Source organism: Arthrobacter sp. 35W, from assembly GCF_000482545.1.
Classification (GTDB): domain Bacteria; phylum Actinomycetota; class Actinomycetes; order Actinomycetales; family Micrococcaceae; genus Specibacter.
On the sequence record NZ_KI519454.1, the window covers coordinates 2,062,820 to 2,074,785 of the forward strand.

At 65.0% G+C, this 11,966-nt stretch carries 10 protein-coding genes and 1 tRNA gene; 6 read left to right on the plus strand and 5 right to left on the minus strand.

Going from position 1 to position 11,966, the window contains the following annotated elements:
- Positions 1–89 precede the first annotated feature (89 nt).
- Both K254_RS26145 and K254_RS24805 read right to left on the minus strand, forming a co-directional pair.
- Positions 90–479 carry a DUF6993 domain-containing protein gene (locus K254_RS26145; protein ID WP_231391797.1) on the minus strand — a complete coding sequence of 130 codons (390 nt, stop codon included), beginning with the start codon at positions 477–479 and terminating at the stop codon, positions 90–92.
- Positions 480–612: 133 nt separating this feature from the next.
- Complete coding sequence (locus tag K254_RS24805; protein ID WP_051389007.1) at positions 613–1,239, minus strand: single-stranded DNA-binding protein; 627 nt, start codon at positions 1,237–1,239, stop codon at positions 613–615.
- Positions 1,240–1,486: 247 nt separating this feature from the next.
- Between K254_RS24805 and K254_RS0109130 the strand changes: the two genes are divergently transcribed.
- Positions 1,487–1,562 (plus strand) — tRNA-Arg (locus tag K254_RS0109130).
- Positions 1,563–1,948: 386 nt separating this feature from the next.
- Here K254_RS0109130 and K254_RS0109145 read toward each other — a convergent pair.
- Complete coding sequence (locus tag K254_RS0109145) at positions 1,949–2,293, minus strand: hypothetical protein (RefSeq protein WP_026555109.1); 345 nt, start codon at positions 2,291–2,293, stop codon at positions 1,949–1,951.
- 14 nt (positions 2,294–2,307) lie between these two features.
- Entirely contained in the window at positions 2,308–5,376 is a 3,069-nt protein-coding gene (locus K254_RS0109150; protein ID WP_026555110.1) for an alpha/beta hydrolase family protein, read from the minus strand.
- Between the two features lie 322 nt (positions 5,377–5,698).
- Between K254_RS0109150 and K254_RS0109155 the strand changes: the two genes are divergently transcribed.
- From K254_RS0109155 to K254_RS25665, 5 genes are all read left to right on the plus strand, one after another.
- Entirely contained in the window at positions 5,699–8,119 is a 2,421-nt protein-coding gene (locus K254_RS0109155) for an ATP-binding protein (protein WP_081709982.1), read from the plus strand.
- Positions 8,116–8,997 (plus strand): pentapeptide repeat-containing protein, encoded by an 882-nt coding sequence (locus tag K254_RS24810; RefSeq protein ID WP_051389008.1) that lies wholly within the window; start codon positions 8,116–8,118, stop codon positions 8,995–8,997. The genes K254_RS0109155 and K254_RS24810 overlap by 4 nt, the downstream gene beginning before the upstream one ends.
- A gap of 37 nt (positions 8,998–9,034) precedes the next feature.
- Positions 9,035–9,844 (plus strand): Cof-type HAD-IIB family hydrolase, encoded by an 810-nt coding sequence (locus K254_RS0109165; protein ID WP_035749161.1) that lies wholly within the window; start codon positions 9,035–9,037, stop codon positions 9,842–9,844.
- A gap of 79 nt (positions 9,845–9,923) precedes the next feature.
- Positions 9,924–10,229: a PfkB family carbohydrate kinase gene (locus K254_RS26450; RefSeq protein WP_155848486.1), complete on the plus strand. Its 306-nt coding sequence runs from the start codon at positions 9,924–9,926 to the stop codon at positions 10,227–10,229.
- 33 nt (positions 10,230–10,262) lie between these two features.
- Positions 10,263–10,412: a hypothetical protein gene (locus K254_RS25665; RefSeq protein ID WP_155848487.1), complete on the plus strand. Its 150-nt coding sequence runs from the start codon at positions 10,263–10,265 to the stop codon at positions 10,410–10,412.
- A gap of 104 nt (positions 10,413–10,516) precedes the next feature.
- Here the strand turns inward: K254_RS25665 and K254_RS0109180 are convergent, their stop codons facing one another.
- Positions 10,517–11,878, minus strand: a complete 1,362-nt coding sequence (locus tag K254_RS0109180; protein WP_051389009.1) for an MFS transporter — start codon at positions 11,876–11,878, stop codon at positions 10,517–10,519.
- Positions 11,879–11,966: the final 88 nt, after the last annotated feature.

Genomic DNA, 11,966 nt, shown 5'->3' on the forward strand with positions numbered 1-11,966 from the left:
GGCTAGTGGGTGCCGGCGTATATCTCACATTCGCCGCCACTAGGTGTTAAGCACACTCTGCCCTTGCACCGTCCGGCGGGCGGCGGTTCCTAGTGCTGGTCCCCCACAAAGCAACGCCCGCTGGGAAGAACCGGCAGAACTGTGACGGCCACCTGGCCGTCGCGGACCTGGCCGATGACGCAGTCCTTGTCCGTCTTGGTGGCGGCTTCAATGGCATCGACGGCCAGGCCGGTGGGCGTCTTGTCGATCGAAACCTCAACATTGTCGAGGACGACGCCGGCGGCCACCATCGCTGCCTTCATCTCATCCCGGGTGGGCTTGCCGTTGACGGCGGCCAGCTTGGTGAGCTGACCGGTGATAGCGGCACTGACCTGCTCTGTGAGGGTCGGCGGACTGGGAGGTGCCAGCGGGTTGTCGGTCGCTGCTGGCTGCGACGTGGCGGTGGGCTTCGGCACGGCGCCGTTGTTGTTGGGAAACATAGAGCATCCGCTGACGCCCAGGACTGCGGCGAGTGCCACTGCGGCTGCAGCGGCACGCAGGCCTAGGCGGGTGGATTGCTTCCGGCTAGGCGCCGGGAATTGTTCCGAAGTCACCCCGCCATTCTGCCACGGCTCAGAACGGAGCCTGGGCACCAAGAAGTTCACCCGTCATGGGGTCGAATTCCTCAGACTCATCGGTGTCCTCGCCGTCAGCGCCGCCGCTTCCACCGTCCGTGGTCGTCTCGGCGCTGGCCGCCTCATCAGGTTCGTCCTCGAACTCGTCCTGGTCGCCGTCGCGCTCCCCCATGGTCCGTTCCATGGCGGGGCTGTCTGCAGTGTGCGGGATCGCGTCATGGTGCGCTGACCCGGACAGGCGCATCGCTTCATCTTCGCGGCGCTGCGCGTTTTGCCGCTGGTAGACGGCGGTGCCGAAATTGAGGTCATGGCCCAGCGACTCAGCAGCCAGATCGAGCGACGCCGCCATGGTGCCGTCGTTCTTGGTCCAGTGCCGCAGCTTCAATCGGCCAGTGACGAGCACCTTCTCCCCCTTCTTGATGCTGAACGCCGTGTTCTGCGCAAGAAAGCGAAAGGTCGAAACTTGGTACCAGTTGACGTCGCCGTCAGCCCACAGGCCGGTGGCCTTGTCCTGCCGGCGCTCGGTGCAGCCCAGCAGGAACGAGGCAATGGGCACCCCCTGCTCGCTGATGATCATCCTGACGTCGCTGGCCACGAAACCGCGGAGCGTGATGCTGTCTGACATGTCATTGCCTTCCCTGGACACCGCCGCGGCGGTCGCGAATGGATGATTCAAGCTAAGCGCCGATCGGTCGTGCCCGGGTCTCGGCAGTGCCGGGATGTGGACTCGTTTGTGCAGCCCGGGACCTGTGCAGGACTCGGCATCAATTTGCCGTGGGCCAGGGCAACGTCAAATGCGTATTCAGTCCTGACGTATTGATAGAGTGAATGCCGGTTCAGCGTCCTGCAACAGCAGGCTCGCCAGGGCCAACGCCTCGGTAGCTCAGCGGATAGAGCAGGAGCCTTCTAATCTCTTGGTCGTGGGTTCGATTCCCGCCCGGGGCACCAATATGATGTCTCGGGACATGGTTCCCACCATGTCCCGCGACATCGGTTACACCCCGGTCTTCGGACCGGGGTGTTTCTTTTTGGTCTGGTAGTCCCGGGCTTCATCCAATACGAACTCGGCAGGGACCTCGCCCACACCCTAGCGAACAACGATCACATCGCTGTCCACCGTGAGCAGCCGCACTGGTTGATGCTTGTAGGACCGGCCGATCCCCCGATGCCGGTGCCTGCCCGCGTAGCGCGCGCTGGCGGTTCCGTGCGTGTCAATCCGGTCCATGCGCATCCGGAAATGCCGGTCCTGGACCGTGGCTGCCAGCGCGGCCTTGGGCGATGTTGCTGCATAGGTGTGTGCCGGCCCAGTGCCGGTGTGGCCGCTCCCGGGCCGCCTAGCCTGTCGGGGCGGGACCACCATGTTCCATCCAGTGCAGTGTTGTCCCGGCGCTGGCGAAGCCGTAGTCCACGCTGACGCTGCCGCCCTCCGGCGCGCCCCTAAGAACTCCAGTGATCCTGCGGCCGCCCGGCTCGAAGGACAGCTGCTGCAGGGGCACCCCGCCGACCATGATCCGCGGCGGCACCACTGCCATGTGCAGGTTCACACCGGTGATGGCGACGTCGTACACGCCCCGGGTGGTAGCGGGACTGGCCGCAGCCTTGTCGACGCGGATCCACGCTCGGCGCCCCTGGGTCTCCTGACGGCCGGATCCGGCTGCGAGGTCACGCTCCTGTGCCATGTCTGCCCCTCCCTTCAGCTGGTGATTTCGATGTCGTCGACGAAGATGCGCCCCGTCGGCCGGGCCGTGAGGGAGAAAATGATCCGTTGGATAGATCCAGGATCAAAGGAGGCGTTGGCCGCCGTGAAAGCGTCCATCGGGATCCTGATGGACCGCATCGGGCACAGCCCCGCCGCGGCGGGGCGGACATCGGGGTACGGGATGGCACCAATGGCACCGGCGCGCACGGTGGCCTGCTGGCCGCCGTCGTCGAGGGTCACCAACAGATCAGCGGCGGCGCCGGCCGGGTTGAGTGAGTCATCCGGGTAGAACTGGCCCACCCGGAACGAGAGGGCACCGTCTGGGGTTGCGGCCAGCCCGCCCGCAGCGGTGCTGTACCGGACATCCGCCGCCATTGGCGGGTTCCACGCGAGTTCGGTGCTTTGCGTCTCATGGGGCGTGGCCGCCCCGGAGGCGGTGTGCTGGACATCGTCCCAGAAAAGCAGCCCGGCCCCCTCCGCCGTGGCGGGCAGCGTCAGGCTGTTCGCCGTCTTGTCCAGCGGCTGGGCGGCCAGCGCCGCCTGTTCGTCCGGATCGCCGAAATTGTCGATGACCGTGCGCGGCTCGTGCCGGTGCTGGACGTACACCTCCAGCTGGCGGAGGGATTCCGGCAGCACCGTGCCTTCCAGATAGCCCGCATAAGCGTGCCTGGTGAACAGCACGTCCTGGAAGAAGGCGTTGATCAGGGTGCGCGCAATGTTCTCGTGCTCCGACGGCGGCAGGGCGGCATCCGCCCACCCTGCCTCGAAGGTATCGCCGTTCTGGAGCCAGACCCTATTGAAGGCATTGTGCCGGGCACCGTAGATCCAGGTGTGGGACTTGGGCGAGAAGGCCCGGTCGTAGATCCTGAAACCGTTCAGCCACTCCGACCCCAACAGCGAACGGCTGAGCAGGTCCATTGATCCGAGGATCTGCACGTACTTGGCGTCCCGGAGGCTGACCTCGGTGCGGTAGTTGGTGGGCGCAATGCTCACCACGGCGCGTATGCCGTAGCCCCGCGCCCCGCTCGCGTTCAGATGCTGGGCCAGCACCACTCCTTCCCCGCCCATGGAATGCCCCACCAATCCCACCCGTGAGGTGTCCAGTTTCCCCGCAAGGCCGGGGTCGGAGGCCAGCGCATCGATGGCGTGCAGGATGATCTCGCCCCGGGCGTACTGGTGCGCATCGGTGTGATTGGTTTCCCCGTTCACCACGTCCAAGTTCAGGCTGAAGACCGCCATCCCCCAGCGGGCCAGATGCCGGCCCAGGTAGTCGTAGCCCAGATAGCTGCCCACCCCTGGCGCCCAATATCCGTGGGCAATGACCACCAGCGGGGCCTTCCGGGCGCCGTGTGGCCAGGTCTTGCCGTCGTTGGAGGGAAAGTACAGTTGGCCCTGGATCGGCATGGTGAACGCAGCGCCGTCAACGCCGGCCGGGACGGGGAAGTCCGCGTACGACTTGGGCCCTTCGCCCGGTTGGCTGAAACCGCCGGTGCCCGACGGCGGGGCGATGGGTTGCACATCCCTCCCCCGGGCAACTGTTCCGCACAGCAGAGCCGTCGCATGGACGGGGCCGGCCAGCGCCGCAACAGGCACCTGCACCACCGGCTCCGTGGCTTCCACGCTGCCCAGCTGCACGGCACCGCTCCAGACGGTGATGCGGGCCCCCGGGGTCACATGGCTGACCCACACCATGCGGTCCCCCGTGGCGACGGGTTCCAGAATGCGTGGCACTCCCGGCTCGGCCACGCCCACTTCGACGGGAGGGCTTGAGGGCAGGCTGGGGACGCCGCCGACCACCTGGGTGGCGGTGATGGCCATGTGGGCCGCAACGTTCACCGGAACCTCGACGCTGCTCCGCTCCCCGGCCCAGGCGGCGCCCACCGGGATGCCATCGGCAAAGACCCGCACGAGCGCCCCCTGATGCAGATTCGCCACGAGGACGCCCGCACCGCAGCGGTTCACCGGCGGCACCACCACCGGCGGGAGGACCACAGCGGGACCCGGCAGCACCGTGACGGGGTCCGATTCCACCGCGACGGTGCACAGGGTCTGCACCACTGTGACGACATTGCCGGGCGCCAGCGGCGCGTTCAGGCCAAACTCCGGATTCTCGCTGGTGGCGGCTGGGCCGAATTCCTCGAAATCGCTGTGTTCATCCGGACGGATCCGGACCACCACCGTGGCGTTGGCAATCTGGTTGCCAACCCGGATGGTGCGGTCCCCGGCCACCAGGGCCGGAAGGACAACCGGCTTGATCCGCTCGTCCGGGGGGACCACCGGCACCCAGTCGCTGGGCGGTCCATCCCCGCTGCACTGGGCCGAGTCCCAATAGGGCACTGCGCGCACCTGCCGCCCGGCCACCAAGTCGCTGCCAATCCAGGCGTTGACGGCGGCTTCACAAGAGCACAGGTTGCCCAGCTCATCCGTGCCCATCTCGAAGCGCACCCTGGCCCCTGGCGTGAGGTTCCTGACGGGCACCATGCGTTGGCAGCCAAACAGTGGTCCAAGAACCTGCGGCTTTTCCAACCTTGTCCGGCCGGTGACCGGCGCGCTGGAGGAGGGCCCTGGCTGGCCGCAAACCACCATCCGGGCACCCAGCACATCAGCACCCTTGCCCTGGTTGGCGGACAGGTCAACGTCCACGCAGGCCGTGCCGGCGCCGTCGGCGGTCCCCGTGCCCACCATGCCGCCGGTGGACTGGAGGACCAGTTCGACAACGGCGCCGGGAACCAGCCCCGACACGTGCACGCACTGGCGGCACGTGCCCACCTCCTCCGGCAGCCGGGGGGATGTGGCCGGGGGAAGCAGGGCCTCCTCCACCTCCACGTCCGCGGACCACGGGGTGAATCCCGATCCGGCATCCTGCCTGGCCCTCAGAACCGCCCGGCCGGCCAGCGGTGGCACCGCCAGTTGCACCGATGATCCGGAGGCAATGGCGCTGTATTCCGTGCCGTCAACGGAGACCACCAGCTGCGCCCCGGGCACCAGGCGTTCAACAAGGACTGACGTAGTGCACTGTGCGATCCGTTCGTGGATCACCGGCACGAGGGTAGCGGCCACCACACGTCCACTTTCGCTGGTCCAACACCATCGATCTGTTCTGGAACAACCACCGGCCCCGGAACGCGGGACCGGCCGATTGGTGCTCGAATTCTACGCCGGGCACGGTGCTGCGGACAGGGACGGCCCGCATCTCGGTGCCCGCCCGGCTCGCGGCCCGGCACGCGGGCGCCACTTCTTCGCCGCAGACTGGCTCTGCTCCGTCGTCGGCGCCATGGAAAAGGGCGTATCCCACATTCGGCAACCGATTCCCGACACACACCGTGGCGGCGGTTTTCCATGAGGCAACACGAGGCCTTGACCTTGGCCCGAGCGTCCCCATAGCATGAGCAAACTATCGCCGATCCGGTGCGATGTGGGGCGTCTTGGGGTGTCTGTGAATCGCAATATTGTCGGCGGACTGTATGGCCGTGACGCTGAGTTGGCGCTGATCAGCCGGACACTTGAGCGCGTAAGCAGACGAGACGCAGGTCCCGCAGGAGCGGTGATCATGCTCAGCGGCACTAGCGGAGCAGGAAAATCTGCACTCGCCGAGGCCGTACTGATGGCAGCGGAGCAACTGGGGTACATCTGCGTCCGCACGGCATGCGAACCCTTTCACGAAGGAATGAGCTACTTCCCGGTCAGGGAACTCGTACGACAGATGGCGGACGGCCGCCCCGTGGGAGATGTTGTCGCCGGGCAGTTCGGCGCCGGTTCGCCCGAGGTCGAGATGGCGGCTGTCAGTGAATCGATCTCTGCCGACCCGTCAAGCCGCAGAGAGGCCATCGTTGCCACGTTCACCAACGTGATCATGGGCGACTATCGCAAAGCCGGCTCCTCGCCGAAGCTGCTCTTCATCGATGACCTGGAACATTTGGACGTTGGCAGCGCCGATGCACTGATCTGCTTGGTCTCGCGCCTCAGCGAAGGCCCAGTCGTCATTCTCGGGGCCTTTCGCTCCGACCGGGTGGCGGAGCCGGCGCACCCGGTCCGTCCCGTCATCGCTTCGGCGCGGCGTATGGAAGGGATCTACCAGAAACACGAGATCCGGGGCTTCGACAGCACCGGCTTCGGAGCGCTCGTGGAGTCTCTGCTCGGAGGCCCCACGAACCTGCCTGAGGCGGTCACAAAGAAGCTCTACGAAGAGACCGAAGGCAATCCGCTCTTTACCCGAGAACTGATCCGGATGCTCTGCTCCCCTGACCCTAGGTCGGGCCGTGTCTCGCTGAGCCAGACCAACGATGTCTGGCTCTTCGACGGCGACATTGGATCATGGGACATCCCCGACTCTGTAGAAGAGGTCATCGCCTCCCGATTGAACTTGCTCGCCGTGGACGAACGGCACGAGCTTGAGCTCGCGGCCGTAGTTGGGCGGCGGTTCGCCTTCGCCGTGCTCCACGGGCTGATGGAGGCAGGCGAGGACGAACTGCTGCAGGATCTGGAGAAATTTCTAGACGTCGACTTGATTCGGGAGCTCCAGACAAGCGACGAGTCCTTTGAGTTCTCGCACGGCAAGATCCGCGATGTGCTCTATTCGCAGCTAAGTGGATTGCGTAGGCGCCGTCTTCACGCTCAGGTCGCCGAGGTCATCTCCAATCTGCGAGCGAGCTCGAACGAGGACTGGGACGCTTTGATCGGCGAGCACCTGTATCTGGCCGCCAAGCACGCGGATGCCTTCCCGTACCTGCTCCGGGCGGCACGCAACGCGCAGGCCACCGGGGCGTCATCCGAGGCCGCCGCACTGTTCGGCAAAGTGTTGGAGTCCTCGGACGGAGTCGTATTCGGCGGAGACGACTCCAGGGCTTCAATCCAGCTTGAGCTTGTGAACGCCTGTTTGAGCGCGAGCGAGGTTGCAGACGCCGGGCGTTTGCTCTCACAGCTGACTGGCGCAGAGAATCCCGCCTCAATCCGAGCTGTGGCGCTTGGTTTGTTGGGCGATGTGCTCCTATTCGAAGGGGAAGTCGACCAGGCGCTTGAGGCCTACGAAGAGAGTCGACGGTTGGCCGAGGCGCTCGATGACACCGAAGCTCTGTGCCAAGTGCTGTGTGATTTGGCCGAACTCCACGGACGCCAGTACGAGCGGCAGGCGGGTATTTCACCAACCAGTGCAGAGAATCATCGGATCCAGTACGTCGCGCACGTCGACAAAGCGTTCGCGATGCATGGGAATCTAGCGCCCGGCCCCCTGCGGGCCCGGGCGCTGCGGAACAAGGCGAAACTCTCACGAGTGTCCGGCGATCTCTCGGTTGCAGAGAGCCTTTACCGGCAGGCCATCGACACTGTGGACAGCCGCGTGGCGAGCCACCGGTTCCTCATTCCCTATGCGAAGACGCTGCGGCGGGCGGGCAAGGCCGACGAGGCGCTCGGACACATCGAGCGTGTCATCTCGTGGAGCACGCAGGTCGGTTCGGCCCGGTCCCAGGCAATTGGCTGGCAGTATAAGGCGACATTCCTCATGACTCTCGCGAAGGATGACGAGGCATTCTCCGAGGCGAATGCGACGGCGGAGCGCGCCCTGCGCGGGCACCAATCAATTGGCTACGTCCAGGGTATTCGCGAGACCGAGATCGTGCTCGGTGAGATCGCGCTGAGAACCGGTGATCTGGAGTGCGCGCTCGAGTGGTTCACGTCGGCCACAGACGCGCGGGACCTCGTGCGCAACGAGCTGATGGAGGTGATCGCGATCGAGCTCGACGCCAATGGCGAGGAGGATCGCGCGGCCTTGATCCGCGATGCGATCAAGGCCGAGGCAGTCACCGCATGAGGCAACGCTGGGCGAAGCTCCATTCGACGAGCCTCCCCGCGCTGATTGTCATCGCTGTCATTTTCGTGGTCGGGATGACCATGTGGGCCCTCGGCCCCTCTGAGGGCAACAAGTTCTCAGACCTAGGCATAAATCTCGGAGTCGGCGCCGTTCTCGGCGTCGCCGTGCTGTATGTGGAGGCACTCGTCGGGCGGGCAGAAGCGGAGCGAGAGCGCCGTTCCGCCGAGGAGCAGCGTTTCGTACAGACCCTCATTGCAGCTCCGGACTTGACGGAGATCCGCATGCCCGGACGGAATCTGGCAGGCATCATCCTTGCCGGGCGCGATCTAAGCGGTGGCGATCTCTCTTCGACCGATCTCACCCGCGCAGACCTGAGAAAGACAAATCTGGCGCGGGTCGACCTCAGCGGCTCCAGTTCGGTCGGTCTGAATCTGCACGGCGCGACCGTCGACGCACTCAAGGCACGGGATGTGGACTGGACTGCGTCGAATCTCGCTCGTATTGCCGGTTCAGATGCCGATTTTACTGACGCTCGGATCGCCGATTCGTCCTTCGCGGACGTCCGGCTTCCACGAGCCGTGCTCGACCGTGCAGACTTGGAGCGAGCGGATCTGCGCCGTGCCGATCTCTCGGACTGCAGGGGTACCGCCGTCGTTCTTCGCGGGACGGATCTACGAGCCGCCAGTTTGCGTGGAGGTCGACTGAAGGACGCCGACCTGCGCGATGCCGATCTTCGGGCCGCCGACCTGCGGAATGCGACGCTCGAGACCCCCGACCTGCGCGGCGCTGACCTCCGCGACTGCAACGTCGAAGGACTCGTCCTGCGCGAACCAATCGTCGACGATCGAACCCAACTGCCCGTCCTGCCTCACACCTGACCCGACAAGAATCCACCCGCATGAGGAGACCCAACCCATGGCCATGTTCTGCACCGACATCGATGGCACATTGCTCAACCCGGACCGCACGCTGTCCCAGCGCACTATCGAGGCTGTCCGGGCGATCCGTGAGGCGGGGCACGCCTTCGTGCTGTGTTCTTCGCGCATGCCGGAGTCCATGCGCATCCTCGAGCGGCTGTACGACGGTGCCGATGAACCGCTGATCGCCTACAACGGCGGACTCGTGCTGTCCCGCTCGGGCACGGTCGTGCACGATGTCGCGATTGTCCCCGAGCACGCCCGCAGGATCGCCGAATACTGCACCGACGTCGACCTGCATGCGAGCTTCTTCGCCGGTGAGGACTGGCACGTCTGGGGAAACGATCCGTGGACCGCGCGTGAAATCAACAACACCGGGGTATCGCCGCATTCGATGACGTCGAAGGAATACATCTCCTCCGGTCGGGTCGATGCGCACCCGCCGCACAAGGTCATGTGCATGGGCGAGCAGTCACTGGTCGACGGGATCGAGGCGCTCCTGAGCACCGAGCCTGGCGTCGTCACCTACCGTTCGAAAGACACCTACCTCGAGATCGCCAATGCGGCATGCTCGAAAGGCCTTGGCGTCGAGGCCGCCGCCGAAGAGCTTGGCTACGGCAAGAGCGACTGCTACTTCTTCGGCGACAACTACAACGACATCCCCGCCTTCGCTGCCGTGGGAACCTCCATCGCGGTCGCGAACGGCAAGCAGGCCGTGCTCGACGCGGCCACTATCACTACCGGCAGCCACCATGACGATGGTGTGGCGGTCTACCTCGAGACTTGGCTCGCCGCGGCCGGAGCGTGATCCGCACAGTAACTCTTAGCCCAGGGTTTGACCGCGAGGGATTGTCGACCGCATCGATCCCGGTGGGGTCGGCTGTGTGATGTCCTGGCGCGTTCACGCTGCGGGCAAGGGAATGAATGTCGCACGTTTCGCGACGACGCTCGGAGCGCAAGTGCACGCGTACTCGCTCTTCGGCACCCTCGATGAGGAGAGGTTCCGCGCAGTGGCGGAGGGCGACGGCGTTCTCGTCGATACTTTCGCCGTCCCCGGCCGGACACGAGACAACCTGACGCTTACGAGCGAGGTCCTCGGTCCGATGGCCAGGCACGCCAGCGGACCGCGACTCGACGCTGTCCCCTCGGAAACAGTCGATCGGCTGGTTTCGCAACTGAACCGTCCCGTTTAGTGGAGGTTATTGATCCCCTGAAAGGTCAGAGCCATGCCAGCACCCAGGAAGTACCCCGATGAGTTGCGCCAGCGAGCCATCCGCCTGGTGATGGACTCCAACAAAGACGCCGAGGCCCGGCTGGCCGAGCTGGAGCGCGAGGTCCGCGAGCTGTGCCGGGCCACCATGCCGGCGTTGGCATGAGGCCCGGCCCGGCTGCTTTCGGACGGATGCAGTGGAATCACGCGGCCCCGTGGCGGAAGCGGCATGGCCTGGGAAAGGCCACAGCTCCCGCCTCGGGGGTACTGTCAGTTGGAAAGTGCGGCTGCGTCTTCGAGGTTTTTGCCCTTGGTTTCGGGTGCCATGAAGTAGCTAGTACCCGCACCGACCAGGGCGATCCCGGCGGCAATCCACATGGTTCCGGAAAGACCCAGGTGGGTGAGGGCCAGCGGTGTGGCGAAGGTGCCGATGGCGGCACCGATGCGGCTGGTTCCTGTGCACAGGCCGACGGCGGTGGCACGAACCTTGGTGGGGAACAATTCGTTGGGGTAGATCCATTCCAGGATCGAGGGGCCACCGTTGAAGATGGCGTAGAACGCGAAGGCCAGGGCAATCAGGCCCAGTGGCGCGGCGGGGAAGATGGCCAGGAACAACAGGCCGATACCCGAGAGGAGGAATCCCCAGATCAGGACAGGACGGCGGCCGAGCTTGTCGACAACGAGGAGGGCGACGATGTTGCCCACCAAGAAGAACAGGTTGATCAAGCCGTAGCCGATGTTGGCTGCATTCCCAGATTCGAGGTGGAACAGGGATAGGATCTGGGGTCCGAACGCGTAGATCGAGAACAAGGTCACGATGGTGCAGGTCCAGAAAATGGAGATGAAGATGACCCGGTTCAGGTAGCCGCCGGTGAGAACCATGGCGAATGCCTTCTTGGTGCTGAGTTTGACCGCATTGGGGTCGTGGGCGGTGATCCCCTCCAGCGTTGCCCCCTCGCCGATGGCCTTCTTCAGGATGTCCAGGGCCTCCTGCTGGCGTCCCTTGCCAACCAGCCAGTGCGGGGATTCCGGGATGGTGGCCCGGGCAATGAGGATCAGCACTGCGGGCACCGCCGAGGACAGGAGCATCCAGCGCCAGCCATCTTCGAGTGACAGCAGCCAGTAGCCGACGAACGCGGCAACGGTGGCCCCAACAAACCACATGGCATTCAGGCCGCCCAGCAGGCGGGCCCGCCAGTTCGCCGGGACGAATTCGGCGACCAAGGCGGTGGCGATGGGATAGTCGGCGCCCACCGCGATGCCGATGAGCAGGCGCAGGGTGAACAGCTGCCACGGTTCGTTGACCCAGAACTGCGCAATGGAGAACACGATGATCGCAACCAGGTCAATCGTGTACATGAGTTTGCGGCCGATTTTATCGGTGATGTTGCCGAAGACCAGCCCGCCAATGAACACCCCGATCAGGGCGGAAGCGCCGATGAGCCCGTTCCACCACTCGTTCATCTGCCATTGGGGAATGACCTGGACCAGGGCGATGCCGATAATGGCCAAAATGTAGCCGTCCAGGAACGGCCCGCCGGAGCTGAAGAGGGTCAGGCGTTTGTGGAACGCGTTCAGGGGTGCTGAATCGATGGTGGTTTGGGGCCTGGGCGCCGGGGCGGGTGATGGCATGGGGGATGGTGCGTGCGAGAGCATGGTGGTTCCGATCTGAGTAATGGGAAAGCAACGGTGGTTACCCAACAGATCCGTGGCCGTTGTC